Origin of the sequence: Roseicyclus sp. (assembly GCF_018402035.1) — a bacterium.
GTDB lineage: Bacteria > Pseudomonadota > Alphaproteobacteria > Rhodobacterales > Rhodobacteraceae > Roseicyclus.
Window position 1 is genome coordinate 665126 of record NZ_JAGYJN010000001.1, and the last position, 26912, is coordinate 692037.

The following is a 26912-nucleotide window of genomic DNA, read 5'->3' on the forward strand; positions in this document are numbered from 1 at the left end:
CCGATTGGGCGAGCCTCTGATAGGCTACGCGCAGAGGTGCAATCACCATGCCGCAGCCGCAAGATGACGATCCCGTCACCGCGATCCGCAATATTGGGCCCGCCATGGCGGCCGATATGGCGCGCGCGGGCATCACCACTGCCACCGCCTTGCGCGCGATGGGCGCGGATGCCGCCTATGGCGCGATGATCACGGCAGGAACACGGCCGCATTTCATCGGCTATTACGTGCTGCACATGGCGCTACAGGGCCGGCCGTGGAATGATTGCAAAGGGGCGGAAAAGGCCGCGCTGCGCGCAAGTTTCGATGCGCTCAAAGCCGCGCTCGCCGATCCGCTGAATGACAGCGCCTTTGAGCGGCACCTAGATGAAATCGGGACAGGACGCAGGCGTTAACCCGATAAAAAAAGGGGCCGCCCGGCTGGGCGACCCCGTGATCATGATCGCAACGATCAGCCTGATTTAGCCGACCAACTCAAGACCTGCGAAGAAATAGGCGATTTCTTCGGCTGCGGTTTCTGGCGCGTCCGAGCCGTGGACCGCATTCTCGCCCTTGGACAGCGCGAAATCCTTGCGAATGGTGCCCTCGGCCGCTTCGGCCGGATCGGTGGCGCCCATGACAGCGCGGTAGGCCGCGATGGCGTTCTCACCCTCGAGCACCTGCACGACGACAGGCGCGGAGGCCATGAATTCGCACAATTCGCCATAAAAGGGGCGCTCTTTATGGACAGCGTAGAAATGACCGGCCTGTGCCAGCGTCATGTGGATGCGCTTTTGCGCGATGATGCGCAGGCCCGCGGCCTCGATCTTGGCGTTGATTGCGCCGGTCAGGTTACGCTTGGTTGCATCGGGCTTGATGATCGAAAAAGTGCGCTGGATGGCCATGTGTTCGCTCCGTGGGGTTGGGATTTGGCGCGGCATTAGCATGGGGGGGGCGGGATGAAAAGCGGGGCGTTGACAGCACCCCCTCGCCCGGTCAGACAGCGCCCATGTTGCGCATTTCCGATATCTCCTACAGCGTCGCGGGCCGCCCCCTTTTGGAAGGGGCGAGCGTCACGATTCCGGCTGGCCATAAGGTGGGCATTGTTGGCCGAAACGGCACCGGCAAAACCACGCTCTTTCGCTTGATCCGGGGGGAATTGACCCTTGATGGCGGCAGTATCGACCTGCCCGCGCGCGCACGCATCGGCGGTGTAGCGCAAGAGGTGCCGGGCTCGGAGGTGTCGCTGATCGATACCGTGCTTGAGGCCGACACAGAGCGCGCATCGCTCTTGGCCGAGGCCGAGGGCGCCACAGGCACCCGCATGGCCGAAATCCAAACCCGGCTGCAAGATATCGACGCATGGTCTGCCGAGGGGCGCGCGGCCAGTATCCTCAAGGGCTTGGGCTTTACCGATGAGGAAAGCCGCATGCCCTGTTCGGCCTTTTCGGGTGGCTGGCGGATGCGGGTTGCACTGGCCGGCGTGCTCTTTGCGCAGCCTGATCTGCTGCTGTTGGACGAACCGACCAACTATCTCGATTTGGAAGGGGCGCTGTGGCTGGAAAGCTACCTGATGCGCTATCCCCATACTGTGCTGGTGATCAGCCATGACCGGGGGCTGTTGAACCGCGCAGTCGGCCATATCCTGCATCTCGAGGGGCGCAACCTGACGCTCTACACCGGCGGCTACGACATTTTCGCCCGCACCCGGGCCGAGGCACGCGCGGTGCAAACGGCGGCTGCCAAAAAGCAAGACCTCCAGCGCGCCCATCTGCAATCCTTTGTCGATCGCTTCAAGGCCAAGGCCAGCAAAGCCAAACAGGCGCAAAGCCGCGTCAAGATGCTGGAAAAGATGACACCGATCCGCATGCCCGAGGATGCGGCGCGCACGGTTTTCACCTTTCCCACGCCGGACGGGCTTTCGCCGCCCATTCTGGCGCTTGACGATGTGGCGGTGGGCTATGACGGCAAGCCGGTTTTGTCGCGGCTCTCGCTCAGGATCGACCAAGACGACCGGATCGCGCTTTTGGGCCGCAATGGTGAGGGGAAATCGACCCTTTCCAAGCTTTTGGCCGCCAAGCTTGCGCCGCTTGCGGGGCAACAGACCGCCTCCTCCAAGCTGCGGGTGGGGTATTTCGCGCAGCATCAGGTCGATGAGCTGCATCTTGACGAGACGCCGCTGCAACATATCCAGCGCGACCGCCCCGACACGCCACAGGCCAAGCTGAGGGCGGTTTTGGCAGGTTTCGGGCTGATGGCCGAACAAGCGGAAACGGTGGTGGCCAAGCTGTCGGGTGGGCAAAAGGCGCGGCTGTCGCTGTGTCTTGCTACGCTGCATGCGCCGCATCTGTTGATCTTGGACGAACCGACCAACCACCTTGATATCGAAAGCCGCGAGGCGCTGGTCGAGGCGCTGACCGCCTATTCGGGCGCGGTGATCTTGGTCAGCCACGACATGCATCTTTTGTCGCTGGTGGCCGACCGGCTTTGGTTGGTCAAAGATGGCCGCGTCACCCCCTATGAGGGCGATCTTGATAGCTATCGCTCCCTTCTTCTAAAGGGTGAAGAAAAGCCCGCAAAGCCACAGAAAGAAAAGGAAAAGGTGAAAACCTTTTCGCGCGACGAGATCAAGGAACTCCGCGCCCAGCTGCGCAAATGCGAGGCGCGGGTCGCCACCATCGAAGAGATGCGCGGCAAGCTTGCCACCAAACTCGCCGATCCCGCCCTTTACGAAGATGGGCGCATCGGTGAGCTTGAGGTTTGGCAAAAGAAATACGCCGAGCTGATGGAAGGGCTTCAGCGGGCCGAGGCGATGTGGGTGGCGGCCGCCGAAAAGCTGGAAACCGCCGAAAAGACATGAGTATTTTCGACTATATCCCTGCGTTTGTTGCGCTTTTCGTGGTGATCGACCCCATCGGGCTTGCGCCGCTGTTCGTGGCACTCACGCGCGGGCAAAGTGTGCGCCAACGCCGCTCGGTCGCTATTCGCGCCACGCTTGTGGCAGTGGGGATCTTGACGCTTTTCGGTCTGGCGGGTGAGGCGGTTTTGAATTTCTTGGGCATCTCGATGCCTGCCTTCCGCATGGCGGGTGGGATATTGCTGTTCCTGACCGCGCTCGACATGCTGTTTGAGCGCCGTAGCCAGCGCCGCCAGGGCCAAGCCGATGGCGCGCCTGCCGATGACCCATCGGTGTTTCCGCTCGCCATTCCGCTGATCGCGGGACCGGGTGCGATTGCAACCATGATCCTTTTGACCGGCGAGGGTGGCGGCGACACGACGCATATCTTGCTTGTGCATCTGGTGATGCTGGCCGTTCTGGCCGTGGTGTTCACGCTATTCTTGCTAGCGGCCCCGCTTGAGCGGCTTTTGGGGCCCACGGGGATCAATGTGGTCACACGGCTTTTGGGCATGCTTTTGGCGGCACTGTCTGTGCAATTCGTGATCGATGCGATGCGCGATCTGCAGGTGATCTAGGCCCGCCTGCACCCTATATTGATGCGCAAGCGACGAAAGGGCAGCGCGTGTCAGGCGATCAGATTGCATCCTTGATGTTTCTTGGCCTCTTGGGCGGCGCGATTGCGCTGTCTTATGTCGCGGCCAATCGTGGCAATCTAAGCCGCGTGGCGCGACAGGCGGCGCTGTGGGTGCTGATCTTCATGGGGGCCATCGCCGTAGTCGGGCTTTGGCCCTTGATCCAAGACACGTTGGTGCCGCGCCAAGCCGTGATGCAAGACGGGCGCGAGATTGTCGTGCCGATGTCGCCCGACGGGCATTACTATCTGACCTTGGAACTCAACGGCATGCCGGTGCGCTTTGTCGTGGACACGGGCGCCAGCGAAATCGTGCTGACGGCCGAGGATGCCGCGCGGATCGGGTTTGACCCCGCGACACTGGTCTATTCAGGCCGTGCGCAAACGGCCAATGGCATGGTCGAAACGGCACCCGTGCGGATTGCGACCATCGCCCTTGGCGGTGTCGTCGATGAAGGAGTACGCGCCGTGGTCAATCGCGGGGATCTGTTCGAAAGCCTGTTGGGGATGAGTTACCTGCGCCGCTTTGCCCGGTTGGAAATCGCCGGCGGGCAATTGCGGCTGGCGCGTTAGCTTTCCGCCTTCATTTCCCAACGCCCGGTTTCCTCGGACCAATATTTCGCTTTGACCCCCGCCTCGGTCAACGCCTTCCACTGCGCGCGCGCGGTTTGCAAAGCGGTGGTGTCATGACCATCGAACAAGATCATCGCGCGTTTCAGACCGGCCACCTCCTCGGGCGCGATGGGCGCACCCTCGACGGTGACGAGGCAGTCGGGCTGGTTGGCGGCAATCTGCGACAGGGTCAACAGAATGGGTTGATCGGCGTCATGCGCCCCGCCATCGCGGCCATGGGCCAAGAAGCTTTCATCAGGCCCGGCCCAAAGCGCGCGATCAAGCTGGTCGAGCAACGCATCACTTTGGGCGCGCAACGCCACGCGCCAACCCGCGGCGCGTGATTTCTCAAGCAACAGGCGCAGCGTCACCTCAAGCGGCGTTTGGGTCAGATGGTAGAAAAACACCTCGGCCAAATGGCTGTCCTCACCCCTCGAAATGGTCGCGGATCAAACGATCCAAGGCCATGACACCCCACCCCGTCGCACCCTTGGGCGCAAGCATCGTATCGGATTTCACGCTGGCTACACCCGCGATATCAAGGTGAATCCAAGGCATCTCGGGCTTGACGAAGCGCTGAAGGAATTGCGCCGCCGTGATCGCCCCGCCATCGCGCCCGCCGACATTCTTCATATCAGCAATGCGGCTTTTGAGCTTTTCGTCATAGGCCGCACCCAAGGGCATGCGCCATGCCCCCTCGCCCTCGGCCTGTGCGGCCTTGAGAAAGGCGTTGCACAGCGTGTCATTGTTCGAAAATACGCCTGCGTTCTCATGCCCCAGCGCGATGATGATCGCCCCCGTCAATGTGGCCAGATCGATCATGCCCGTGGGGCTAAAGCGGTCTTGAGCATACCACATCACATCAGCCAAGACCAAACGCCCCTCGGCATCGGTATTGATCACCTCGATCGTGTCACCCTTCATCGATGTCACCACATCGCCCGGCCGCTGCGCCGTGCCAGAGGGCATATTTTCGACCAGACCGATCAGGCCGACCACATGGGCGGGCGCGCGGCGACGGGCCAGCGCATGCATGACACCCGCCACGACACCGGCACCGCCCATATCCATGGTCATATCTTCCATGCCGCCCGGTGGCTTGAGGCTGATCCCGCCTGTGTCGAAAACCACGCCCTTACCAATCAGTGCCAGCGGCGCACCTTCTGCGCCTTTCCATTGCAGAACCGCGATCTTGGAAGGGCTTTCCGACCCCTGCCCCACACCCAAAAGCGCGCCCATGCCCATCTTGGTCAGATCCGCCTCTTCAAGGATCTCGACCTCAAGCCCAAGTGCGCGCATCCCCTCCAGCCGGGCGGCGAAATCGCGGGTGGTCAAGACATTGGCGGGTTCGTTGATTAGGTCACGGGTAAAAAACACCCCCTCGGCCACGGCAAATAGCGGTGCGGCGGCTGCGCGGGCTTCATCAGGTTTGGCCACCATGATGGTCGCATCTTGCGGCGGCTCTTTCTCGCCGGTCTTGTGGACGGTGAAATCATAGCCGCGCAGCGCAAGCCCAAGGGCCAGATCGGCGATGCGTGCCGTGCCACCCGCAACCACCAAGAGCGCCTCGGCCCCTTTGAACTTGGCCAAGGCTGCGCCTGCACGGCGCGCCTCCGCCACGCTGGGGCGGCGGGCGAGCTTGATCACCATCAGCCCGGTTGCCGCCAGACCAGCGGGCCAGTTCAGCGTCACATCTTCGCCGGGCTTAACCTTTTCCCACGCCGGACCTGCGACCAAACGGGCCAGCGCACCACGCGTCAGCCGGTCCAGCCGCCGCCCAGCAGGGTCGAGCTTGCCATCGGGGCTGACCAAAAGACCAAGCTTGCCTTGGGCATGCGACAGCGCTGCAAGATCGGTGTCGGCGAAAGAGATGGCAATCGGCGATGTCATGGCATGGTTCCTTTTGGGCAAGATCGGCGCGTCCCGGGGCCGGTTCACGCATCAACCTAGGGCGGGCTTTCGCCAATGGCCAGATCACCCTCGCGCGGGACGGCGGTTTAGCCTAAAAGAGGGCAAAGCCCGTCATTGGCGCGGCATTGAGGTGGAGGGGCGCTCTTTGGGGCGATATGATCGCTATATTCTGTCCCAGCTTGTCGTGCTGTTTGGCTTTTTCAGCCTCGTCTTGATCTCGGTCTATTGGATCAACGAGGCCGTAGACCTGTTCGATTCGCTGATTGCCGATGGCCAGAATTTGCGCGTCTTTCTGGAATTCACCGCGCTGACCTTGCCGCAGATCATGATGATGGTGCTGCCGGTCGCGGGGTTTGTGGCCACGCTTTACATCTTCAACCGGTTGATCGGCGAAAGCGAATTGGTGGTGCTACAGACCGCGGGGCTATCGGCGGTGCGGCTGTTGCGCCCGGTCTTGCTTTTTGGGCTGCTGCTTGGGCTTTTGATCGCAGTCTTGGGCAATGTCCTTGCACCTGCCGCGCGGGGGCAGTTCAACGACCGCAGCGCCGATGTGCAGGCCGATCTGACGGGGCGTTTCTTGCGCGAGGGGCAGTTTATCCACCCTGCCCCCGGCCTCAGCGTCTATGCACGCGAAATCACCGATCAGGGCGAGTTTCGCGATATGTTCCTACAAGATCGGATCGATCCGGCGGCAGAGACGACCTACACCGCGCCGCGCGCGCTGTTGCTCGAGGCGGACACCGGCCCACAGCTGGTGATGTTCGATGGTATGGCGCAGACCTATGACTTTGCCACCGGGCGGCTGACCACGGTGCTTTTTGATGATTTCACCTATGATCTGGGCGCGCTTGTCGCAGAGCAAGCAAGCGCCGGAACAGAATTGCGCGCGCTATCCACATGGGTCTTGATCGGCGCGGATGCTGAGCTTGCCGCCGCCTTGGGCCTGTCGCTGGCGCAGATGCGCTTTGTCGGCCATGACCGGATCGCGCGGGCGCTTTTCGTGATCTTCCCGCCCCTGATCGCGGCGGCCTGTTTGATGCTGGGTGGCTTTTCGCGCTTTGGGGTCTGGCCGCAGATCATGCTGGCCGTGATCTTGGTCATCCCCTTGCAAATGGTGTGGAACGCCGCCGAGGCGAATGCGATCCGCAATGTCGATTTGCAGCTTTTGGCCTATGCACAGCCGATTTTGGCGGCAGCCTTGGCCGGGGTCTTGACGCTTTTGGCGATGGCGCGCAAACGCAGACGCCGCGCGCCGATCGGGGCGGGTGCGGCATGATCTTGCATCTTTACATCGCGCGGCGATTCTTGCGCGCCTTGGGCATCGTGACGGCGGTTTTCATCGCTATTCTCTTGCCCATCGATCTGGCCGAACAATTGCGCCGGATTGGGCCAGAACTTGGCTTTGGGCCGGTCTTTGAACTGGCCATGCTGAACCTGCCCCGAACGCTCTATCAGTTGGTGCCGCTATTCGTGCTTCTGGCGACATTGCTGCTTTTTTTGGGGCTGGCGCGTAGTTCGGAATTGGTGGTGATCCGCGCCTCGGGCCGCTCGGCGCTGCGCGCGGTCGCCTCGCCGATGATCGTGGCGGCGGGCTTTGGCGCCATGGCCGTGGCGGTGCTGAACCCCATCGTGGCCACCACCTCGCAGCAATATGACATGAAAACCGCCCAGTATCGCGGTGCCGAGGAACGCACGGTTTCGATCACTGCCGAAGGGCTATGGCTACGCCAAGGCAGCGCGACCGAGCAGACCGTCATCCGCGCAGGCGCCACCAATGCCGATGGCACACATCTTTTCGATGTCAGCTTTTTCCAATTCGCCCCCGATGGCACGATCACGGGCCGCATCAACGCCGCCGAGGCGCGGCTGATGGACGGGGAATGGGCCTTGCGCGATGCGCGCCAATGGACCTTGGCAGGCACACCCAACCCAGAGGCGAGCGTGACGGTCACAGCGGAATATGCGCTGCCCTCCACGCTGACGCGCGACCAGATCCGCGATAGCTTTGGCAAGCCCGAAACCGTGCCGATCTATCAGCTTCCCGGCTTTATCGGGCAACTTAACCAAGCGGGATTCGCCGCATTGCAACATCGTGTCTGGTTGCAGATGGAGCTTTCCAGCCCGCTGATGCTGGCCGCGATGGTGCTGATCGCGGCGGGGTTGAGCATGCGCCATACCCGGTCGGGCAAAACCGGCATCTTGGTCTTGGCCGCGATCTTGCTTGGCTTTAGCCTGTTTTTCCTGCGCTCTTTTGCAGAGGTCTTGGGCGAGAACGGGCAATTGCCCGTCGCCATCGTGGCATGGACACCGCCGCTGGCCGCGATTTTGCTGGCCGTGGGGCTGATTTTGCATACCGAGGATGGCTAGGCCGATGCACAGCCATCCACACATGCGGTTGCCTTCGCGCAAGAGGCAGTCCAAAAGAAGGGGCAAAGCCGCGATGAACGCATTCCACGAGCATAACGGAACAAAGACGCGATGAACAAACGCCCGACATTCACGGTCCGCCGCGTTTTGCGCGCCCTGGCTTTGACTTTGCCCTTGGGCCTTGCGCTGGGTCAGCCCGCGCAAGCGCAATCACCCTTTTCAGCCGCAGCGCATGTCAATGACGCCATCGTCACCTATTACGAGATCGACCAGCGCGCGTTGTTCTTGGAGGTGATCCGCACCCCCGGCGATTTGCGCGCCGTGGCGCTCGAGTCCTTGGTCAATGAGCGCCTCCAAATGGCCGAGGCGCGCCGCCTCGAGGTTGTGGCCAGCGAGCAAGAGATTGCCACAGGCATCGCCGAGTTCGCCGCCCGCGCCGAGTTGAGCGCCGAGGACTTCATTGCTGCCATCGGCCAAGAAGGTGTCGCGCCCGAAACCTTCCGCGATTTCATGGCCAACAATATTTCATGGCGCAATGTGGTGCAGACGCGGTTTGGCGCCCGCGCCCGCGCCGCAACAAGCGATGCAGCCGTGGCCCGCGCGCTTGCCCATGATCCCCAGCTTGGCAGCGGCCAGATCTTGCTGGCCGAGGTGATCGTGCCGGTCACGCCCGAGAACCGCGAAACCCTGCGCGATGATCTGGCACAGTTGGCCGTTGATCTGAATTTCGAGATCGATCTGTTCACCGAGGCTGCACGCCGCTTTTCGGCCGCCCCCACGCGTGAACAGGGCGGTCTGACCGGATGGCGCGCGCTTGATAGCATCCCTGCACAGCTGCGCGAGGATATGGTGTTGCTGTCGGTGGGCGAGACTTATGGCCCAGTGGTCTTGGGCCCGGCAATCGGGATTTTCCAACTCCGTGGCCTGTCGCAAGGCAGCTTTCGCGCACCTGCCACCGCTTCGGTCGATTATGCGACGCTCAGCTTGCCCGCGCTTGGGTCCGAGGCGGGCCAAGCCGCACTCGCCGCGCTGCGCGCCGAGATCGATCAATGCAATGATCTCTACGCGCTACGCCCCGGTGCTTTTGTGCGCCAGGATCAACCGCTTTCGGCCATTCCCAATGATATCGCCATGGTGCTGTCGACCCTCGATACGGGCGAGATCGGCGTCACGACCGCCCCTGACGGCATGGTAACAGCGGTGATCTTGTGCGCGCGCACCATCACCCCGCCCGAGGGCGGGATCGAGGCGGTGCGCCAACGGCTATTCGCCGCCCAGCTTGAAGCCAATGCCGCCGCATTGCTGGAAGAGCTGCGCGCCGACGCCATCATTACCTTCGACTAAGATGACGCGCCCCGCCCCGATCGCTGTCAGCATCGGTGAGCCCGCCGGGATCGGCCCCGAGATCGCGGTCAAGGCTTGGCAACGCTTGGGCGCGCGCCTGCCGTTTTTTGTGATCGGTGATCTGACGCATCTGGCGGGTTTTGGTGCCCATCCCGTACCTATCGCGCGGCCCCAAGATGCCGCCCATGCCGCCCTCAGCGGCCTGCCGGTACTCTCCCACCCTTTTGCCGCGCCCGCCGTCGCGGGCCAACCCGCCCCCGAAAACGCCGCTGGCGTGATTGCGGCCATCGCGCGCGGTGTCGATCTGGTGATGCGTGGCGAGGCATCGGCGCTCACCACGCTGCCGATCCACAAAAAAGCGCTCAAAGATGGGGCCGGTTTCCGCTTTCCGGGTCATACCGAGTATCTGGCCCATCTGGCCGGTGTCGAGACCGTGGTGATGATGTTGGCCTGCCCCGCGCTGCGCGTCGTGCCCGCCACGATCCATATTCCGCTTTCCGAGGTGCCAGCGGCGCTGAATGCTGGGCTTTTGACCGATACGATCCGCATCACCGATGCAGCACTTCGCCGCGATTTCGGCATTGCGCGCCCCCGCATCGCCATCGCCGGGCTAAACCCGCATGCGGGTGAAGGTGGCACGATGGGCCGCGAAGAGGACGATTTGATCACCCCCGTCATTGCCGCGCTGCGCGCCGAGGGGCTGACCCTGTCAGGTCCACATTCGGCCGACACCATGTTTCACGCAGGCGCGCGTGCGCAGTATGACGCGGCCATCGCCATGTATCACGATCAAGCGCTGATCCCGATCAAGACCATCGATTTCGCGGGTGGGGTGAATGTGACGCTCGGGCTGCCCTTTATCCGCACATCACCCGATCACGGCACGGCCTTCGATATCGCGGGAACGGGTCGGGCCGATCCAACCAGCTTTATCGCGGCACTCGAAATGGCCGCACTCATGGCGCAGGCACGCGGCAACTAATGGCGTTGCAGTCTGCCAAGCGGGCGACGCAGCTACCCCTTGGCCTATGTCGCGCAGCGGCGGCAAAACGGGGTATAGGGCAAAAGATCAAGCCGCTTTTCGGTGATCTTGGCACCGCATTGCACGCAAATGCCGTAGTCGCCCCGATCCATCCGAACCAAGGCGGCGCGGATGCGCGCGATCTCGGCCTCGCCCGATTGGCCCAGTTTCTCAAGCACCTCGTCGCCCTCGCGTTCGGTGGCCAGCTCTTCCCAATCCTTGGATTGATGGCTGTCCAACTCGGCATCAAGCGCGCGCAGGCGCGCGTCCAACACCGCCAAGCGGCCTTCGAGTTCTGCGCGGCGCGCGGCCAAATCCTTCATCTGTGACTCCTTGGGCGCATGCCGCCCGCTCGCTTTCGGATAGGCCCAAACTATCGGCCTGCCCCGCCATCGGCCTTGATATGCATCAAGCTGGCCTTTTCCTTGCCCGCCGCTTCAGGCACACTGGCACCAAGCACAGCCAAGGAGCCCCAAGAATGGATCTGCGCCAGATCACCGACAGCTACAGCGTCGCCCCGCAACTTGCCCCGACCGACATGGCCGCCTTGGCCGAAGCGGGCTTTACCACCGTGATCTGTAACCGCCCCGATGGTGAAAACCCCGCCCCCCTTCAGGCCGCCGCGATGCAGGCCGCAGCCGAAGCCGCAGGGCTGCATTTCGTCTTCAACCCCGTGGTCGGCGGCCAGATGACCATGGATAATGTCGAAGAACAGCGCGACGCGATCGATGCCGCCGATGGTCCGGTGATTGCCTATTGTGCCTCGGGCAACCGCTCGACGCTTGTGTGGGCGCTTGGTCAGGCGGGCGATCTACCCACCGATGAGATCATCACCCGTGGCGAGGCTTGGGGCTATCAGCTTGCATGGCTGCGCCCCCAGCTGGAGGCGCTGGCCGCCCAGCGGGGCTAAGGCCCTTGGCACGGCTCACGCCGGTCGCACAGGGTATCTTGCTGATGCTGGGGGCGATCTTTTTGTTCTCGGCGATGGATGCGACCGCCAAGATGCTGATGGCGCGCTATGATCCGATCCAAGTGGTCTGGGCGCGCTACGCCGGCATGATGGCGGTGGTGGCCTTGGTCCTTGCCCCGCGCCTTGGCCCGCTTTTGCGCACGCGCCATATCGGGCTGCAACTGCTGCGCTCTGCCTTTCTTTTTGCCGCGACCTACACGTTCTTCACCGCGATCAGCCGGATGGATATCGCCGCCGCGACAGCGGTGATGCAGGTCCATCCGATGCTGTTGATGCTGGGGGCGGCAATCGTGCTGCGCGAGGGGTTGGGGCCAAGGCGTATCTTCGGCATCATGGCCGCGCTGATCGGCGCGCTGATCGTGATCCGCCCGGGATCAGAGGTTTTCACCTTGACCGCGCTCTTGCCACTTTTGGGCGGGCTGTTTTACGCCAGCTATGCGCTGACCACCCGGTTCTTGGGCCGCGATGAGCCGATCCTGACCTCGTTTCTCTATACCGCGATCATCGGCACAGTTGTGGCCAGCATGTTGAGCGTGCCGGTTTGGCAAACGCCCAGCGCGGACGATTGGGGGGTATTTCTCGCTTTGGGGGCCATCGGTGCCACCGGTCAGTTCTTGCTCATCCGCGCGCTGACCATTGCCGAGGCAGGCGCGGTCGCCCCTTTCAGCTATGCGGGCGTGATCTTTGCCACCTGCTGGGGCTATTTCGTCTTTGGCGAATTGCCCGATGCGCTAAGCTTGCTTGGCGCGCTTGTGATCGTGGGGGCCGGGGTTTATGTCTGGTACCGCGAAACCCGCACAAGTGCCGCAAAACCGGCCTGAGCCTCCGCGACAGGCTGACAACCCCGAAGGATCGCATGGCTAAACCCCGCCGCCTCTGGCTTGACTGGACGGTTGATCGCGCATTGCGCGGCCTGCTGTGGGTTGCGCTGCGCCTGCCCTATGCTTGGCGGGTGCCGCTGATGGGGGGCATGTTGCGCGCTTTGGGGGGCATCGCCGGTTACCGCGCGCGCGCCGATGAACAGTTGGCTTGGATTTTCCCGACACTGACGCCCGCGGCGCGGCGCAAGATCACCGCGGCGGTGCTTGATAACTTTGGGCGGGTGGTGATCGAGAATTACTCCACCGCCGACCAGCTTGCACGGGCTGAGCGCTGGGTGCCCCATGGGCCGGGGCTAGAAGCTTGCGAGGCCGCGCGCGCCGCGAACCGGCCAATCCTGTTCGTCTCGGGGCATTTTGGCAATTACCAAGCGGCCCGCGCGGCGATGAATGTGCGCGGCTACGCCATGGGCGGGCTTTACCGGCTGATGAACAACCCTTTTTCTAACGCCCGCTACATCGCCTCGGTCGAGGGGGTTGGCGGGGCGGCCTTTCCGCGCGACCGGCGCGGCTTGGCGGGCTTTGTCAAAACCCTGCGCGAGGGAGGGCAAGGGGCGATCTTGATCGACCAATATGTCGCCCAAGGCGCGCTTTTGGACTTTCTCGGCCAACTTGCGCCCACGGCACTCTCGGCTGCTGAAATGGCGCTGAAATATGATGCGCTTTTGGTGCCGATTTATGCCGAGCGGTTGGAGAACGGGCTCGATTTCGATGTCGTGATCGAGGCACCGATCCCCCATAGCGATGCGTCGCGCATGACCCAAGCGCTCAATGACAGCTTGGCCGCGCGGGTGCGCGCGCGCCCTGAGCAATGGCTGTGGATACATCGCCGCTGGAAACCGCACCGGGTGAAGGCCTATCACCTACCGCCCGAGGTCTAGCGACAGCTCCGCGCGCCGATTTGAGCCTTTGGCTCACTCAAGCCGTGCCGCAGCCAAGATCGGGCCATAACCCGCTTGCTGCACAATCACGACATGCGGGTTGTCTTGCTGTGGGATCACGCGAAAGCGCATCGGGGCTTGCCCATCCCACTCGCCTACCACCTGCCATGATGTGACGACATTGAAATGTTGGCTGACGGTGCCTGCCCTTTCGCCATGGGCGATATGCACCTCGTTCTGGGGGCTGTAGGTGATGACCTGCACCACCATGCGCGCAAAAGGCGGCGCGGTCAGGGTCGCTACCTCGACCGCAAAGCCATTATCATCAGCGGCAAAGGCGATGCTGACAGGATCGGGGGCGGCGCGATGGGCCTGCACCAGATCCGAAACCGCCATGGGCCGCACACCGACCACCCTGTCGCTGCCGCCAACGATCATCTGCGGCGTGTAAACAACGGTCGAGCCTGCCGCATGGCCATAGCCATGCTGGCGCGCGGTAAAGGCGGGTTGGGCGAATGTGTCTTGCCAGCCGATATAATCCCAATAATCGACATGCAGCGCCAGCGCGATGACATCGTCGCGGCGGGCCAATTCACCCAATAGCGCATCAGCAGGCGGACAGGCCGAGCAACCCTGCGAGGTGAACAGCTCGACCACCACTGGCCCACGGACCTCTTGCGCCGTAGCAGCCGTTACCGCCCAAAGCGCGATCAGACCCGCCGCCAATGTGCTTGCACGCCGCATCCCCATTGCCCTGTCCACTCCTGCCTCAGTTTCATCTGCTACACCTAGCCCCATATGCCAACACAGGCCAATCAAGCCTTTGCGACCGAGGTTACAAACCGCATCGTGCATCTCCGCGATCCCTGATGGATTGCACCGCGCGACACCGCAGACAAGAAAAAGGGGCGCACAAAGGCGCCCCTTTACTCGATTTTGGTAGCTTACTCCGCCGCGGCGGGGGCCTTGGCCAGATCGCGCAGGACGTAGTGCAGCACGCCGCCATGCTCGATATATTCGATCTCGACCGCCGTATCGATCCGGCACTTGATCGTGATCACCTTCACCGTGCCATCGCCATAGGTGATGGTGCAGGGCACTTCTTGCAGCGGTTGGATGGTGTCGAGCCCGTGGATCGCGACTGTCTCGTCGCCCTTAAGCCCCAGCGATTTGCGCGTGTCGCCGCCGGTGAACTCGAAGGGGATGACGCCCATGCCAACGAGGTTCGAGCGGTGAATACGCTCAAAGCTCTCGGCGATCACGGCTTTGATGCCCAACAGCGCCGTGCCCTTGGCCGCCCAGTCGCGGCTTGAGCCCGCGCCGTACTGCTCGCCTGCAAAGATCACCAGCGGGATGCCCGCCGCCTGATAGGCCATGGCCGCATCATAGATCGAGGTCTGCTGCCCATCGGGCCCAAGCGCATAGCCGCCCTCGACGCCATCGAGCACCTCGTTCTTGATGCGGATATTGGCGAAGGTGCCGCGCATCATGATCTGGTGGTTGCCGCGCCGCGCCCCGTAGGAGTTGAACTCACGCGGGGAAACCTGACGCTCGGTCAGGTACTTACCTGCGGGCGTGTTTTCCTTGAACGAGCCTGCCGGGCTGATGTGGTCGGTGGTGATCATGTCGCCCAGCATGGCCAGAACGCGGGCGCCCTCGATATTCGAGATCGTGCCGGGCTCTGCGCTCATGCCTTGGAAATAGGGCGGGTTCTGGATGTAGGTCGAGGCGGCAGGCCAGTCATAGACCTCCTGCTGCGGCACCTGCACGCCCTGCCATTTCTCGTCGCCTTTGAAGACATCGGCGTATTTCGACAAGAACGCCTCGCGCGTCACAGTGGCCTCAACGGTTTGGGCGACCTCGGCGGTGGTCGGCCAAATGTCGCGCAGATAGACATCGCGGCCATCGGGGGTCTGGGCGATGGGATCACGCGCCAGATCGATATCCATCGTGCCAGCGATGGCATAGGCCACCACAAGCGGCGGGCTTGCCAGATAGTTGGCGCGCACATCGGGGCTGATGCGGCCCTCGAAGTTGCGGTTGCCCGACAAGACGGCGGTGGCGACCAGATCGCCCTCGGCAATCGCCTTGGAAATCTCGGGCTGAAGCGGGCCAGAGTTGCCGATGCAGGTGGTGCAGCCATAGCCCACAAGGTTGAAACCGATGGCATCGAGATCGTCTTGCAGATCGGCTGCCTCCAGATAGGCGGAAACAACCTGCGATCCCGGTGCAAGCGAGGTCTTGACCCAAGGCTTGCGGGTCAGGCCCAGCGCGCGCGCCTTGCGCGCCACAAGGCCCGCGCCGATCATCACATAGGGGTTCGAGGTATTGGTGCAGGACGTAATCGCCGCGATCACCACCTTGCCCGATTCCATCGCGTAATCTTCACCATCGACCGGCACCTCTTTGCCCATCGGGCGCTTGAAGGTTTCGGCCATCTCGCGGGTGAAGGCGGTCTTGGCATCGGTCAACGCGACGTAATCTTGCGGCCGCTTGGGGCCAGAGATCGCGGGCACAATCGTGCCCATGTCGAGGCTGAGCGTATCGGTATAGATCGGCGCGTAATCGGCCCCGCGCCACATGCCGTTTTCCTTGGCATAGGCCTCGACCAGCGCCACAGTCGCCTCGTCGCGGCCAGTGTTGCGCAGGTAGCGCAGCGTTTCACTGTCGACCGGGAAAAAGCCACAGGTAGCACCATATTCAGGCGCCATATTGGCGATGGTCGCGCGGTCGGCCAGCGGCAGACGGTCAAGCCCCTCGCCGTAGAATTCCACGAATTTCTCGACCACGCCCTTTTTGCGCAGCATTTCCACGACCTTCAGCACCAGATCGGTGCCAGTGGTGCCTTCGACCATCGTGCCTGTCAGCTCGAAGCCGATGACCTCGGGGATGAGCATCGAGATGGGCTGGCCCAGCATCGCGGCCTCGGCCTCGATCCCGCCCGCGCCCCAGCCAAGAACGGCTGCGCCATTGACCATGGTGGTGTGGCTATCGGTGCCGACCAGCGTGTCAGGGTAGGCCACGATTTGGCCCGTCTGATCCTTGTCCGACCACACGGTCTTGGACAGGTATTCAAGGTTCACCTGATGGCAGATGCCGGTGCCGGGGGGGACGACGCGGAAATTGTCGAACGCCGACTGGCCCCATTTCAGGAAGGTATAGCGCTCCATGTTGCGCTCGTATTCGCGGTCCACATTCATCTGGAACGCGCGCGGATTGCCGAACTCGTCGATCATCACCGAATGGTCGATCACCAGATCGACGGGGTTGAGCGGGTTGATCTTTTGCGGGTCGCCACCAAGCGCCTTGATCCCGTCGCGCATCGCGGCCAGATCGACCACAGCCGGAACACCGGTGAAATCCTGCATCAACACGCGCGCGGGGCGATAGGCGATCTCGCGCGGGTTCTGGCCGCCGAGTTTTGCCCAATCAGCAAACGCCTTGATATCCTCGACATGCACGGTCTTCGAATCCTCGAACCGCAGCATGTTCTCCAGCACCACCTTCAGCGAGGCAGGCAGGCGCGAGAAATCGCCAAGCCCGGCCGCTTGCGCAGCGGGGATGGAATAATAGGCATAGCTCTTGTCACCGACTTGGAGCGTGCGCCGCGTTTTCGCGGTATCGTGGCCGACGGTAATGGGCATCAAAGCCTCCCTTCATCCGGTCATGTGGGGGTCGTCATCTCTGCATCGCGATTGCCACCCCGCCGCCTGTCTTTCAAGGTCAAACTGGGGGCTGCGACATTATTGTATGCGATTGCATACCGGATGTGAAGGGCCAAGCGCATGAAACGGATGGTGCGCCTGTCAAGGCGCACCGCCCGACCATTGCGCCGGCCTAAAGCTGCGCCATCACCGCGTCGGAAATCTCGAAATTGGCGGTGACGTTTTGCACATCATCGTCATCTTCCAGCGCATCGATCAGCTTCATCAGCTTTTGCGCATCTTCCAGACCCAGCTCGGTCGTCGTGCCCGGACGCCAGACCAGCTTGGTCGAAAGCGACTCGCCCAAAGCTGCCTCCAACGCGCCCGAGACTTCGGCCAGATCGGTATCTGCGCACCAAACAACGTGACCCTCGTCATCGCTTTCGGCATCTTCGGCACCGGCCTCGATCGCAGCCATCATCACGGTGTCGGCATCGCCCACGCTTGCGGGATAGATCACTTGGCCCTTGCGCTCGAACATGAAGGCCACGGAATTTGTCTCACCCAAATTCCCGCCATTCTTGCCAAAAAGCGAGCGCACGTTAGACGCGGTGCGGTTGCGGTTATCGGTCATCGCCTCGACAATCACGGCCACGCCGCCGGGGCCATACCCCTCATAGCGGATTTCATCGTAATTCTCGGCGTCGCCCCCCATGGATTTCTTGATCGCGCGGTCGATCACATCCTTGGGCACAGAGCTTGATTTCGCCTCTTTCACCGCAAGGCGCAGGCGCGGGTTCTTATCGGGGTCGGGATCGCCCATCTTGGCGGCCACGGTGATTTCCTTGGCGAGCTTGGAAAACAGCTTGGAGCGCGCGGCATCCTGCTTGCCCTTGCGGTGTTGGATATTCGCCCATTTGGAATGACCGGCCATGAGACCCTCGATTGTCTGACAGATTTGAGAACCCGCGCCTCTTAGCGCAGGTCTGGCCGCTTGGGCAATGGGCGGCAGGTCAGAGTTCAAGCCGCCCTTGCGCGGAACGGTCCTCTTCACGGGGGGCGCGGCGGAAGCTGTCGGCGCGGCGGGCGGGCAATTGCACGACACGCTCACGCAGGCGCATCGCATCCTCGATGGTCACGATCTGGAGGCGCGGAACAGGCGAGAACCCATCCATCGCGAATTGCCCGGCGGCGGCGGCCTCTGCGATCATGGTGGATTTGGGCGGGTTGAGGGTCAGCAACACGCCCAGATCGGCCTTTTCGCGTTCGATCACGCCGCGCAGATCGCGCACCATGCCGACCCCGATATTCTCGCCCGCCTTGACCGAGATGATGGCACGCCCCGTCTTGCCAAACCACAGATTGCCGTCGATCCCCTTATCGGCACCCTTTTTCGACAGGTTGCCGGGCTGGGCGTCGATCAGCGACAGCGCCCATTTTTCGAACTCGAAATAGTAATTGCCGTTGTCGCGGCCCCGGTTGGCCAGATCGCGGGCGGCGTGAATGTCTTGCGGCACGCCATGGGTGGTGAATTGCACATTCGGAAACGCATCGCGCAGGCGCTTTTCAATCAGCCCGATGGCCAGATGGGTAACATCGATGCCGATCCATTTCCGGCCCAGCTTTTCGGCGGCATGCACCGTGGTGCCACAGCCGCAAAACGGGTCAAGCACCACATCGCCGGGGTTGGAAGAGGCGTTGAGGATACGCTCGAGCAGCGCCACGGGTTTTTGGGTAGGGTAGCCGAGGCGTTCGGCAGAAGATGCATGAATTGGCGGCAAGTCGTCCCAAACATCTCCTACAACAACGCCCTCGCTCTCATCGAGGTAGATCTTCTTTCTAAGTCTGGCGTTCTCTTTGGCCGGAAAGAAAAGCCGATTTTCCTTATCAAGTTGCTCCATAACTTCGCGGGAAACTTTCCAACCATTGTGATGTGGCTTGTATGTGCGTCCATTGCTCGCGGTGAAATCGTAGGTCAGGTTCGGCCTGGGCGAAGGGCTGACCAAGTCGGATCGCCTAAAGCGCCTTCCATCCGCATCAAAATGGACAAAGTGTTCCTTGATGTAAGGATCGGAGTATGGCGTAAAAACTCGCTTGAAAATTGAGCGATCACTTTTGACATAGAAAAGGATTACGTCATGCACCGCTGAAAACTTCTGTGAGACGTCATTGTGCGCACTCGTTCGTTTCCAAATGACTTCATTGCGAAAGTTCCCCGCCCCAAAAATCGCATCCAGCATGATCTTCAAATAATGGCTCGCCGTGGGATCGCAGTGCAGATAGAGGCTCCCCGTAGGCTTCAGCACCCGGTGCAGTTCGATCAGCCGCACGGCCATCATGGCGAGATAGGCCATCATATCATTCTCGCCCAAAAACCCGCGCATCGCGCTGAGCATTTGGGCGGCGGCGGCATTGGGGCTGCGCCGCACCGCTTGATAGGCATCTTCGGCGGTATCGCCCCAATGCCATGTGTCGTTGAACGCCTCGATCTGGGCGGTGCTGCCTGAGCCGTCGGGGGATTTGAACAGCTGGTTATAGCCCGCGTTGGAATTGAACGGCGGATCAAGATAGATCAGATCGACATGATCACCGGGCAGATCGCGCAGCACATTGAGATTGTCGCCATAATACAGATGGTTCATCGCGCACCGCGCCCCTACTCGTTACCCTTGCGCGCAAAACCAAAGCGGCGCGCGATCCTTTTTACACCCCCCAAGGTTAAGCAGAGCTTTCCCTGCGGGCCAAGACGGAACTTGGCCCCTGCCCCCGCGTGCGCGACTTGGGCTTTCCCTGCACCGCCCTTTGGGCTACCGCTCAAGCCATGACATTGCGCGTCGTTGATCTTGCCTGTGCCCGTGGGCCGGCCCAAATCTTGGCGGGCGTGACCTTTGCGGTCGCGCCGGGCGAGGCGCTGATCCTGCGCGGTGCCAACGGGTCGGGAAAGACAACGCTTTTGCGCACGCTGGCCGGGCTGACCCCGCCCTTGGCGGGTGAGATCATCACAGCCCCCGATGCGATTGCCTATGCCGCCCATGCCGATGGGTTGAAATCACAGCTGAGCGTGGGGGAAAACCTTGCGTTTTGGGCGGGCGTCTTTGGCACAAAAGACACCAGCGCCGCGATTGACGCCTTTCATCTAGGCCCGCTTTTGGACCGCCGCGCGGGTGAGATGTCGGCAGGCCAAAAGCGGCGTCTGTCGCTGGCGCGGCTGTTGGTAACAGGGCGGCCGATCTGGTGCCTGGACGAGCCGACCGTCTCGCTTGACGCCGAAAACGTCGCGCGTTTCGCCGCCGCCGTGACCGCGCATCTGGGCATGGGCGGCAGCGCGATCATCGCCACCCATATCGATCTTGGCCTGCCTATGGCCCAAACGCTTGATATCACACAGTTCGTCGCCAAGCGCATCCGCGCCGATGACCCCTTTGCCGAGGCGATGGGATGATCGCGCTGCTCAAACGCGACCTGATGCTCGCGATCCGCGCAGGCGGCGGTTTCGGCCTGTCCTTGGCGTTTTTCCTGATCTTCACCACGCTGGTGCCCTTTGGCGTCGGGCCGCAGACCGGGGTGTTGGCAACCATCGCGCCGGGGATCTTGTGGCTGGGCGCGCTTTTGGCCTGTCTTTTGTCGCTGGACCGGATTTTTCAGCTTGATTGGGAGGATGGGACGCTTGACCTGATCGCCACCTCGCCTGTCCCGCTGGAGGGGTTGGCCGCGATCAAGGCGCTTGCGCATTGGTTGACCACCGGCCTGCCGCTGGTGGTGGCAGCCCCCGCGCTGGGGCTTTTGCTGAACCTGCCTGCGGCGGGGTATCTTTGGCTGATCGCCTCGCTGTTGCTTGGCACGCCTGCGCTGTCGGCCATCGGCACCTTTGGCGCGGCGCTAACCGTGGGGATCAAGCGGGGCGGGCTGTTGCTGTCGCTGCTCGTCTTGCCGCTCTACATGCCGACGCTGATTTTCGGCGCGCTCTGCGTGGTGCGCGGTGCAGCGGGCCAAGAGGCGCTGACACCGCTTTTGCTGGTCGCGGGGATCACGCTGGGCAGTTTGGCGATTTTGCCCTTTGCGGCGGCGGCCGCCCTCCGCGTCAATCTGCGCTAGGGGCGCGCGCCTCTGCCCCATTGTGAGCGCCAACAGCCCTGTCTAAGTTCCGCCCATGAATTCGATCTGGGAATACGCGAACCCGCGCAAATTCATGGCGACATCGGCCTTCCTGCTGCCTTGGGTAGCGGGGCTGGCAGCGATCTGTCTTGTCGTGGGTTTGGTCTGGGGCTTCTTTTTCACACCCGATGATTTCCGGCAGGGATCGACGGTCAAGATCATCTATATCCATGTGCCCGCCGCGATCATGGCGGTGAATGCATGGCTGATGATGCTGGTGACCTCGCTCATCTGGGTGATCCGGCGTCATCATGTGAGCGCCTTGGCCGCCAAGGCCGCAGCCCCCGTTGGCATGGTCTTTACCGTGATCGCGCTGGCCACGGGCGCGATCTGGGGCCAGCCGATGTGGGGGACATGGTGGGAATGGGATCCGCGCCTGACCTCGTTCTTGATCCTGTTTTTGTTCTACTTGGGCTACATGGCGCTGTGGGAGGCGATCGAGAACCCCGATAGCGCGGCCGATCTGACATCGGTCTTGTGCCTTGTCGGGTCGGTCTTTGCCGTCATCTCGCGCTATGCGCTTTTGTTCTGGAACCAAGGCCTGCACCAAGGGGCGACGCTATCGCTGGATAAAGAGCAAAATATCGCGAATGTGTTTTGGTATCCGCTGGTGATCGCGCTGTGTGGTTTTGGCTTTTTGTTTCTGGCGCTGGTGCTTTACCGCACCCAGACAGAAATCCGCGCCCGCCGCCTTAAGGCGCTGATCGCCCAGGAAAGAATGGGGTGAGTATGCCTGATTTAGGGAAATATGCGGTCTATGTGCTGTCATCTTATGCGGTGACGTTGGGCCTATTGGCCGCGATCATTCTGGCCTCGATCTGGCAGGCGCGGCGCGTGCGCGCGCGGCTGGAGGCGGTGGAAAGCCGCCGGGATCGCGGCGCATGAAATTCAACTGGCTGATGGTGCTGCCCTTTGCCCTGACTGCGGGGTTTTTCGGCATCGCGGGTTATCAGCTGATGAACAATCAAAACGCGCTGCAGCAAGGCGTGGATACCCAAGCCCTGCCGTCGGCCCAGCAAGGGCGGATCGCCCCCGATTTGGCCTTGCAACCCTTGGGTCAAACCCCGGTTTTGACGCGGGCGGATCTGGCGGGCAATGGGCTGGTGATGGTCAATTTCTTTGCCAGCTGGTGCCCGCCCTGCCGCGCCGAGCATCCGGTTCTGACAGCGCTGGCCGAGGCGGGCGTGCCGCTTTACGGGGTGAATTACCGCGACCGCATCGATCAAGCGCTTGGCTTTCTCGACGAGCTTGGCAATCCCTACGACCTGATCGGGCGCGACGAACAGGCGCGCAATGGGGCCGATTGGGGCGTTGTGGCCATGCCCGAGACCTTTTTCATCGATGATAGCGGCACGGTCGTGTTGCATTTCCGTGGCCCGGTGACCGAGCGCGCGCTGCGCGGCCAGATACGGCCCGCATTGGCGGCGGCGGGTCATGACCTGCCCCTATTGCCGGGCGAGGCGGAGAGCCAGACCAACTGAGGGATCGGCCACGCCTTCATCAGTAGATATAGCGGATCTGGTCAGACCAATAGCGTTCGATCCGCTTGAGCGAATGGCTGATGCGATCAAGCGAATCAAGGTTCAGCACACCGTTTTTCTCAAGCCCATCGGCATGGCGGGCGAAAAGCTTGCCCACGATATCGCGCACATTGCGCCCCTTTTCGGTCAGCCGCACCCTGACCGAGCGGCGGTCAATCTCGCAGCGTTGATGGTGCATATAACCCATCTCGACCAATTTCTTGAGATTATACGACACGTTGGACCCTTGGTAATAGCCGCGTGTCTTCAACTCACCGGCTGTCACCTCATTCTCGCCGATATTGAACAACAAAAGCGCCTGCACGGCGTTGATGTCGAGAATCCCAAGGCGTTCAAACTCATCCTTGATCACATCGAGCAGCAAGCGGTGCAACCGCTCTACCAGCGCCAATGAGTCAAGATAGCCGATCAAAAATCCCGATCGGGACGATGTCGCCAATGGCCTGTGCATACTCATCATGGGCTCCGCATCTTGTGCTTTGCCCCGGTTTGCACAGTGAATCGCCAAAATTGCGTTAACGGCCCGCCGAAATTTTCTGTGCCGCGATATCGGCGGCAAGCACGCCCAGAAACGGGCGCAACAGTGCGGGCGCTTCGGCCTGACCGCTGACCCAAGCGTAAAGATCTTGATCGGCCTCGGCCATCAGCGCCTCGAAGGCGTCGAGCGTGGCATCATCGGCTGTCTCGAGGTGGCGCGCGGCCCATCCCCCAAGGATCAAATCCATCTCTTTGATCCCCCGATGACCTGCGCGCATTTTCAGCCGCTTCAACCTGATCTCGCGTGTCTCCATCGCCTTCAAACCCCTTGGCTCAGCGCAAGGCGCAGCCGTTTCTCAAGCCGCCCCATGCGGTCGGCCAGCCGTGCCTGTTCCAGCCGTGTTTGGCGCAATTCGCCAAGCAATGCCACCAGATCATCGGGCAATTTCGTATGTTCTTCAGGGCCATCAAGCCCGTCACCTGTGCCGGTCAAAAGCCACATGAGCGACACACCCAGCATGCCCGCCAGCATTTGCAGCTTGTTGGCGCGCGGCTCGGCCTGATCATTTTCCCATGTGCGGATCGTTGAGAGTTTTACGCCCAAGCGTCGGGCCAGTTCGGATTGGCTTAAGCCGCTGGCCTCGCGTGCGCCGGTGATCCGGTCGCCCAATGTGGCCGTGTCGCCGTCATACCAGCCCGGCCCATGTTCTACGTCGGTTGTCATCTCTCTCCCCTTCCCGGCTTGATCGCGACTTGCGAGCACCCTAATGCTGTGGCGAGCAAATGACCACCCGGTGACCTGATACAAGGCCCGGCCCAACCCCGGAGCATGATAATGCCCTTCTTGTCCGACACGCTTGCGCGCGTGAAACCCTCGCCCACCATCGCCGTATCCAACCTTGCGGCGGAGCTGAAAGCCAAGGGGCAGGATGTCATCGGCCTTGGCGCGGGCGAGCCTGATTTCGACACGCCGCAAAACATCAAGGATGCGGCGATTGCAGCGATCAATGCGGGCAAGACCAAATACACCGCCGTTGACGGCATCCCCGAACTCAAGGCCGCGATTTGCGCCAAGTTCAAGCGCGACAACGGGCTGGATTACACGCCTGCACAGGTTAGCGTCGCGAGCGGTGGCAAGCAGATCTTATATAATGCGCTGATGGCCACGATGAACCCCGGCGAAGAGGTGATCATCCCCGCGCCCTATTGGGTCAGCTACCCCGATATGGTGCTGCTTGCGGGTGGCACGCCGGTCTTTGTCGAAGGGCCAAGCCAGAACGCCTACAAGATCATGCCCGCCGATCTTGAGGCGGCGATCACGCCGCAAACCAAATGGTTCATCTTCAACTCGCCCTCGAACCCGACGGGCGCGGGCTATACCGCCGATGAGCTGAAAGGGCTGACAGATGTGTTGATGCGCCATCCCCATGTCTGGGTCATGACCGACGATATGTATGAGCATCTGGCCTATGATGATTTCAAATTCGCCACCCCCGCACAGGTGGAGCCGGGGCTTTACGACCGCACGCTGACCTGTAACGGCGTGTCCAAGGCGCACGCCATGACCGGCTGGCGCATTGGCTATGCGGCGGGCCCCGTGGCCCTGATCAAGGCCATGAGCAAGGTGCAGTCGCAATCGACCTCGAACCCCTGCACCATCAGCCAATGGGCGGCGGTCGAGGCGCTCAATGGCCCGCAAGATTACATCGCCACCAACAACGCCATCTTCAAGCGCCGCCGCGATCTGGTGGTGGGCATGCTGAACGCGATCCCCGGCGTGACCTGCCCAGTGCCCGAGGGGGCGTTTTACGTCTATCCCGCGATCAATGGGCTGATCGGCAAGACAACCGCCGCAGGCACGCTGATCGACAATGATGAGACCTTTGCCAAGGCACTGCTCGAGGAAAAGGGCGTGGCCGTCGTCTTCGGCGGCGCCTTCGGCCTGAGCCCATGCTTCCGCATCAGCTATGCCACGGCGGATGAAACCCTGCGCGAGGCTTGCACGCGGATACAGGATTTCTGCGCCGCGCTGAGCTAATCTGATAACAGGTGGCGGGCGATCACGCCCGCCGCCTCAGATCCCCAGCTTTGCGCTGACGATCTCATTCACGGCTGCCGGATTGGCCTTGCCGCCCGTGGCTTTCATCACCTGACCCACGAACCAACCCGCAAGCTTGGGATTGGCCTTGGCCTTTTCCACCTGATCGGGGTTGGCGGCGATGATCTCGTCCACGGCGGCCTCAATCGCGCCGGTATCGGTCACTTGCTTCATGCCGCGCGCCGCGACGATCTGGGCCGGCTCACCGCCTTCGGTAAAGACGATCTCGAACAAATCCTTGGCGATCTTGCCCGAGATATCGCCCGATATGATCAGACGGATGATCGCGCCAAGCTGGGCGGGGCTGACCGGGCTATCGGTGATGGCTTGCTCTTGCTTTTTCAACCGCCCGAACAATTCGTTGATGACCCAGTTGGCGGCAAGCTTGCCATCGCCCGCCGCAGCCACCACTGCCTCGAAATAATGCGCCGCATCCAGATCGGCGGTCAGCACGCTGGCATCATACTCCGATAGGCCATAGGCGGCGATAAAGCGCGCTTTCTTGGCGTCGGGCAGTTCGGGCAAGGCGGCCTTGATCTCATCGACCCATGCCTGTTCGATCACCAGCGGCAAAAGATCAGGATCGGGGAAGTAGCGGTAATCATGCGCCTCTTCCTTGGAGCGCATCGAGCGCGTCTCGCCCTTGTCAGGATCATAAAGCCGTGTTTCTTGGGTGATCGCCCCGCCCGCCTCAAGGATGGCGATCTGGCGGCGCGCCTCGAACTCGATGGCGGCTTGGATGAACCGCATGGAGTTCATATTCTTGATCTCGCAGCGCGTGCCAAGATGGCCGAAATCGCCCGTTTCGCGGAATTTCTCATAGGCACCCGGCAGGCAGACCGAGACATTCACATCGGCGCGCAAATTGCCATTTTGCATATTGCCGTCGCAGGTGCCGAGATACAGCATGATCTGGCGCAGCTTCGCGACATAGGCCGCCGCCTCTTCGGGGCCGCGGATATCGGGGCGGCTGACAATCTCCATCAGCGCCACGCCCGTGCGGTTGAGATCGACGAAACTGAGCGCCGGGTCCATGTCATGGATCGACTTGCCCGCGTCTTGTTCCAGATGGATACGCTCGATCCGCACCATGCGCGCGGTCCCATCGCCCAGTTCCACCAATACCTCGCCCTCGCCCACGATGGGATGGTAGAGCTGGGAAATCTGGTAGCCCTGCGGCAGATCGGGATAGAAATAATTCTTGCGATCAAAGGCCGAGGTCAGATGGATCTCGGCCTTTAGCCCCAATCCGGTGCGCACGGCTTGGGCCACGCAATAATCATTGATCACCGGCAACATGCCCGGCATGCCCGCATCGACAAAGGCGACATTGGAATTCGGCTCGGCCCCGAAACGGGTCGAGGCCCCAGAGAACAGCTTGGCGTTGGACGAGACCTGCGCATGCACCTCCATGCCGATCACCAACTCCCAATCATGTTTCGCGCCAGCGATCACCTTGGGTTTCGGGGTCGCGTAGGTCAGGTCAAGCATGGGTGGCCTCCGT

29 protein-coding genes are annotated in these 26912 nt (G+C 61.9%); 17 read left to right on the plus strand and 12 right to left on the minus strand.

What is annotated here, in order from left to right:
* Positions 1-47: 47 nt before the first annotated feature.
* Positions 48-395, plus strand: a complete 348-nt coding sequence (locus tag KG698_RS03175; protein ID WP_213684084.1) for a TfoX/Sxy family protein — start codon at positions 48-50, stop codon at positions 393-395.
* Between the two features lie 66 nt (positions 396-461).
* On the opposite strand, the gene ndk is transcribed toward KG698_RS03175, so the two are convergent.
* Positions 462-884, minus strand: a complete 423-nt coding sequence (ndk, locus tag KG698_RS03180; protein WP_213684085.1) for a nucleoside-diphosphate kinase — start codon at positions 882-884, stop codon at positions 462-464.
* A 104-nt stretch (positions 885-988) separates the two neighbouring features.
* Between ndk and KG698_RS03185 the strand changes: the two genes are divergently transcribed.
* The 3 genes from KG698_RS03185 to KG698_RS03195 are packed head-to-tail and all read left to right on the plus strand — an operon-like array spanning position 989 to position 4082.
* Positions 989-2839: an ABC-F family ATP-binding cassette domain-containing protein gene (locus KG698_RS03185; protein ID WP_213684086.1), complete on the plus strand. Its 1851-nt coding sequence runs from the start codon at positions 989-991 to the stop codon at positions 2837-2839.
* Positions 2836-3453 carry a MarC family protein gene (locus KG698_RS03190; RefSeq protein ID WP_213684087.1) on the plus strand — a complete coding sequence of 206 codons (618 nt, stop codon included), beginning with the start codon at positions 2836-2838 and terminating at the stop codon, positions 3451-3453. Before KG698_RS03185 ends, KG698_RS03190 begins: the two co-directional genes overlap by 4 nt.
* 47 nt (positions 3454-3500) lie before the next feature.
* Complete coding sequence (locus tag KG698_RS03195) at positions 3501-4082, plus strand: TIGR02281 family clan AA aspartic protease (protein WP_367114023.1); 582 nt, start codon at positions 3501-3503, stop codon at positions 4080-4082.
* Here KG698_RS03195 and KG698_RS03200 read toward each other — a convergent pair.
* Both KG698_RS03200 and KG698_RS03205 read right to left on the minus strand, forming a co-directional pair.
* On the minus strand, positions 4079-4537 hold the full coding sequence (locus KG698_RS03200) for a DNA polymerase III subunit chi (protein ID WP_213684088.1): 459 nt from the start codon (positions 4535-4537) through the stop codon (positions 4079-4081). The genes KG698_RS03195 and KG698_RS03200 overlap by 4 nt on opposite strands.
* Before the next feature lie 10 nt (positions 4538-4547).
* Positions 4548-6011 (minus strand): leucyl aminopeptidase, encoded by a 1464-nt coding sequence (locus KG698_RS03205; protein WP_213684089.1) that lies wholly within the window; start codon positions 6009-6011, stop codon positions 4548-4550.
* 166 nt (positions 6012-6177) lie between these two features.
* Here KG698_RS03205 and lptF point away from each other — a divergent pair, with 166 nt between their 5' ends.
* The 4 genes from lptF to pdxA all read left to right on the plus strand — a co-directional run bounded on the left by lptF (position 6178) and on the right by pdxA (position 10725).
* Complete coding sequence (gene lptF / locus KG698_RS03210) at positions 6178-7308, plus strand: LPS export ABC transporter permease LptF (RefSeq protein WP_213684090.1); 1131 nt, start codon at positions 6178-6180, stop codon at positions 7306-7308.
* Complete coding sequence (lptG, locus tag KG698_RS03215; protein WP_213684091.1) at positions 7305-8399, plus strand: LPS export ABC transporter permease LptG; 1095 nt, start codon at positions 7305-7307, stop codon at positions 8397-8399. The genes lptF and lptG overlap by 4 nt, the downstream gene beginning before the upstream one ends.
* Before the next feature lie 111 nt (positions 8400-8510).
* Positions 8511-9743, plus strand: coding sequence for a peptidylprolyl isomerase (locus tag KG698_RS03220; RefSeq protein ID WP_213684092.1), 1233 nt, complete (start codon positions 8511-8513; stop codon positions 9741-9743).
* 1 nt (position 9744) lies between these two features.
* Positions 9745-10725 (plus strand): 4-hydroxythreonine-4-phosphate dehydrogenase PdxA, encoded by a 981-nt coding sequence (pdxA, locus tag KG698_RS03225; RefSeq protein WP_213684093.1) that lies wholly within the window; start codon positions 9745-9747, stop codon positions 10723-10725.
* 44 nt (positions 10726-10769) lie between these two features.
* Here pdxA and KG698_RS03230 read toward each other — a convergent pair whose 3' ends face one another.
* Positions 10770-11087, minus strand: coding sequence for a TraR/DksA C4-type zinc finger protein (locus KG698_RS03230; RefSeq protein WP_213684094.1), 318 nt, complete (start codon positions 11085-11087; stop codon positions 10770-10772).
* A gap of 155 nt (positions 11088-11242) precedes the next feature.
* On the opposite strand from KG698_RS03230, the gene KG698_RS03235 reads away from it, so the two are divergent.
* Genes KG698_RS03235 through KG698_RS03245 form a run of 3 tightly spaced genes read left to right on the plus strand, consistent with a single transcriptional unit; the run spans position 11243 to position 13493 of the window.
* Positions 11243-11674, plus strand: coding sequence for a TIGR01244 family sulfur transferase (locus KG698_RS03235; RefSeq protein ID WP_213684095.1), 432 nt, complete (start codon positions 11243-11245; stop codon positions 11672-11674).
* Between the two features lie 5 nt (positions 11675-11679).
* Entirely contained in the window at positions 11680-12555 is an 876-nt protein-coding gene (locus KG698_RS03240; RefSeq protein ID WP_213684096.1) for a DMT family transporter, read from the plus strand.
* Between the two features lie 35 nt (positions 12556-12590).
* Positions 12591-13493, plus strand: coding sequence for a lauroyl acyltransferase (locus KG698_RS03245; protein ID WP_213684097.1), 903 nt, complete (start codon positions 12591-12593; stop codon positions 13491-13493).
* Between the two features lie 33 nt (positions 13494-13526).
* Here the strand turns inward: KG698_RS03245 and KG698_RS03250 are convergent, their stop codons facing one another.
* From KG698_RS03250 to KG698_RS03265, 4 genes are all read right to left on the minus strand, one after another.
* Complete coding sequence (locus KG698_RS03250) at positions 13527-14237, minus strand: thioredoxin family protein (RefSeq protein ID WP_213684098.1); 711 nt, start codon at positions 14235-14237, stop codon at positions 13527-13529.
* A 200-nt stretch (positions 14238-14437) separates the two neighbouring features.
* Positions 14438-17137 (minus strand): aconitate hydratase AcnA, encoded by a 2700-nt coding sequence (gene acnA / locus KG698_RS03255; protein WP_213684099.1) that lies wholly within the window; start codon positions 17135-17137, stop codon positions 14438-14440.
* Between the two features lie 193 nt (positions 17138-17330).
* Positions 17331-18071: a YebC/PmpR family DNA-binding transcriptional regulator gene (locus tag KG698_RS03260; RefSeq protein WP_213684100.1), complete on the minus strand. Its 741-nt coding sequence runs from the start codon at positions 18069-18071 to the stop codon at positions 17331-17333.
* Positions 18072-18150: 79 nt separating this feature from the next.
* A complete protein-coding gene (locus KG698_RS03265; protein WP_213684101.1) occupies positions 18151-19779 on the minus strand; it encodes a DNA methyltransferase in 1629 nt (542 codons plus the stop codon).
* 179 nt (positions 19780-19958) lie between these two features.
* Here KG698_RS03265 and ccmA point away from each other — a divergent pair, with 179 nt between their 5' ends.
* Genes ccmA through KG698_RS03290 form a run of 5 tightly spaced genes read left to right on the plus strand, consistent with a single transcriptional unit; the run spans position 19959 to position 22773 of the window.
* Positions 19959-20579, plus strand: coding sequence for a heme ABC exporter ATP-binding protein CcmA (gene ccmA, locus KG698_RS03270; protein WP_213684102.1), 621 nt, complete (start codon positions 19959-19961; stop codon positions 20577-20579).
* Positions 20576-21232: a heme exporter protein CcmB gene (ccmB, locus tag KG698_RS03275; protein WP_213684103.1), complete on the plus strand. Its 657-nt coding sequence runs from the start codon at positions 20576-20578 to the stop codon at positions 21230-21232. The genes ccmA and ccmB overlap by 4 nt, the downstream gene beginning before the upstream one ends.
* Before the next feature lie 55 nt (positions 21233-21287).
* Positions 21288-22019: a heme ABC transporter permease gene (locus KG698_RS03280; protein WP_213684104.1), complete on the plus strand. Its 732-nt coding sequence runs from the start codon at positions 21288-21290 to the stop codon at positions 22017-22019.
* 2 nt (positions 22020-22021) lie between these two features.
* A complete protein-coding gene (gene ccmD, locus KG698_RS03285) occupies positions 22022-22177 on the plus strand; it encodes a heme exporter protein CcmD (RefSeq protein WP_213684105.1) in 156 nt (51 codons plus the stop codon).
* Entirely contained in the window at positions 22174-22773 is a 600-nt protein-coding gene (locus KG698_RS03290; RefSeq protein WP_213684106.1) for a DsbE family thiol:disulfide interchange protein, read from the plus strand. The genes ccmD and KG698_RS03290 overlap by 4 nt, the downstream gene beginning before the upstream one ends.
* A gap of 19 nt (positions 22774-22792) precedes the next feature.
* On the opposite strand, the gene KG698_RS03295 is transcribed toward KG698_RS03290, so the two are convergent.
* From KG698_RS03295 to KG698_RS03305, 3 genes are read right to left on the minus strand one after another with little or no spacing between them, the layout of a single operon-like run.
* Positions 22793-23290 (minus strand): winged helix DNA-binding protein, encoded by a 498-nt coding sequence (locus KG698_RS03295; protein ID WP_213684107.1) that lies wholly within the window; start codon positions 23288-23290, stop codon positions 22793-22795.
* A 58-nt stretch (positions 23291-23348) separates the two neighbouring features.
* Positions 23349-23624 (minus strand): succinate dehydrogenase assembly factor 2, encoded by a 276-nt coding sequence (locus KG698_RS03300; RefSeq protein ID WP_213684108.1) that lies wholly within the window; start codon positions 23622-23624, stop codon positions 23349-23351.
* A 5-nt stretch (positions 23625-23629) separates the two neighbouring features.
* Positions 23630-24034, minus strand: coding sequence for a helix-turn-helix transcriptional regulator (locus KG698_RS03305; protein ID WP_213684109.1), 405 nt, complete (start codon positions 24032-24034; stop codon positions 23630-23632).
* A gap of 111 nt (positions 24035-24145) precedes the next feature.
* Here KG698_RS03305 and KG698_RS03310 point away from each other — a divergent pair, with 111 nt between their 5' ends.
* The gene (locus tag KG698_RS03310) at positions 24146-25348 is read left to right on the plus strand and encodes a pyridoxal phosphate-dependent aminotransferase (protein ID WP_213684110.1); all 1203 of its coding nucleotides are present in this window, start codon (positions 24146-24148) and stop codon (positions 25346-25348) included.
* 36 nt (positions 25349-25384) lie between these two features.
* Here the strand turns inward: KG698_RS03310 and gatB are convergent, their stop codons facing one another.
* The gene (gene gatB, locus KG698_RS03315; RefSeq protein ID WP_213684111.1) at positions 25385-26899 is read right to left on the minus strand and encodes an Asp-tRNA(Asn)/Glu-tRNA(Gln) amidotransferase subunit GatB; all 1515 of its coding nucleotides are present in this window, start codon (positions 26897-26899) and stop codon (positions 25385-25387) included.
* Positions 26900-26912: the final 13 nt, after the last annotated feature.

Excerpts from the sequence above, each read along its gene's own strand:
- ndk (WP_213684085.1), bottom strand. The coding sequence starts at position 884 with ATGGCCATCCAGCGCACTTTTTCGATCATCAAGCCCGATGCAACCAAG.
- KG698_RS03205 (WP_213684089.1), bottom strand. The coding sequence starts at position 6,011 with ATGACATCGCCGATTGCCATCTCTTTCGCCGACACCGATCTTGCAGCG.
- KG698_RS03265 (WP_213684101.1), bottom strand. The coding sequence starts at position 19,779 with ATGAACCATCTGTATTATGGCGACAATCTCAATGTGCTGCGCGATCTG.
- KG698_RS03300 (WP_213684108.1), bottom strand. The coding sequence starts at position 23,624 with ATGGAGACACGCGAGATCAGGTTGAAGCGGCTGAAAATGCGCGCAGGT.
- lptG (WP_213684091.1), top strand. The coding sequence starts at position 7,305 with ATGATCTTGCATCTTTACATCGCGCGGCGATTCTTGCGCGCCTTGGGC.
- KG698_RS03310 (WP_213684110.1), top strand. The coding sequence starts at position 24,146 with ATGCCCTTCTTGTCCGACACGCTTGCGCGCGTGAAACCCTCGCCCACC.
- KG698_RS03190 (WP_213684087.1), top strand. The coding sequence starts at position 2,836 with ATGAGTATTTTCGACTATATCCCTGCGTTTGTTGCGCTTTTCGTGGTG.
- KG698_RS03220 (WP_213684092.1), top strand. The coding sequence starts at position 8,511 with ATGAACAAACGCCCGACATTCACGGTCCGCCGCGTTTTGCGCGCCCTG.
- KG698_RS03260 (WP_213684100.1), bottom strand. The coding sequence starts at position 18,071 with ATGGCCGGTCATTCCAAATGGGCGAATATCCAACACCGCAAGGGCAAG.
- KG698_RS03185 (WP_213684086.1), top strand. The coding sequence starts at position 989 with ATGTTGCGCATTTCCGATATCTCCTACAGCGTCGCGGGCCGCCCCCTT.
- KG698_RS03175 (WP_213684084.1), top strand. The coding sequence starts at position 48 with ATGCCGCAGCCGCAAGATGACGATCCCGTCACCGCGATCCGCAATATT.
- ccmD (WP_213684105.1), top strand. The coding sequence starts at position 22,022 with ATGCCTGATTTAGGGAAATATGCGGTCTATGTGCTGTCATCTTATGCG.
- gatB (WP_213684111.1), bottom strand. The coding sequence starts at position 26,899 with ATGCTTGACCTGACCTACGCGACCCCGAAACCCAAGGTGATCGCTGGC.
- KG698_RS03290 (WP_213684106.1), top strand. The coding sequence starts at position 22,174 with ATGAAATTCAACTGGCTGATGGTGCTGCCCTTTGCCCTGACTGCGGGG.
- KG698_RS03245 (WP_213684097.1), top strand. The coding sequence starts at position 12,591 with ATGGCTAAACCCCGCCGCCTCTGGCTTGACTGGACGGTTGATCGCGCA.
- KG698_RS03280 (WP_213684104.1), top strand. The coding sequence starts at position 21,288 with ATGAATTCGATCTGGGAATACGCGAACCCGCGCAAATTCATGGCGACA.
- acnA (WP_213684099.1), bottom strand. The coding sequence starts at position 17,137 with ATGCCCATTACCGTCGGCCACGATACCGCGAAAACGCGGCGCACGCTC.
- KG698_RS03235 (WP_213684095.1), top strand. The coding sequence starts at position 11,243 with ATGGATCTGCGCCAGATCACCGACAGCTACAGCGTCGCCCCGCAACTT.
- ccmA (WP_213684102.1), top strand. The coding sequence starts at position 19,959 with ATGACATTGCGCGTCGTTGATCTTGCCTGTGCCCGTGGGCCGGCCCAA.
- KG698_RS03230 (WP_213684094.1), bottom strand. The coding sequence starts at position 11,087 with ATGAAGGATTTGGCCGCGCGCCGCGCAGAACTCGAAGGCCGCTTGGCG.
- KG698_RS03305 (WP_213684109.1), bottom strand. The coding sequence starts at position 24,034 with ATGACAACCGACGTAGAACATGGGCCGGGCTGGTATGACGGCGACACG.
- ccmB (WP_213684103.1), top strand. The coding sequence starts at position 20,576 with ATGATCGCGCTGCTCAAACGCGACCTGATGCTCGCGATCCGCGCAGGC.
- pdxA (WP_213684093.1), top strand. The coding sequence starts at position 9,745 with ATGACGCGCCCCGCCCCGATCGCTGTCAGCATCGGTGAGCCCGCCGGG.
- KG698_RS03250 (WP_213684098.1), bottom strand. The coding sequence starts at position 14,237 with ATGCGGCGTGCAAGCACATTGGCGGCGGGTCTGATCGCGCTTTGGGCG.
- KG698_RS03295 (WP_213684107.1), bottom strand. The coding sequence starts at position 23,290 with ATGAGTATGCACAGGCCATTGGCGACATCGTCCCGATCGGGATTTTTG.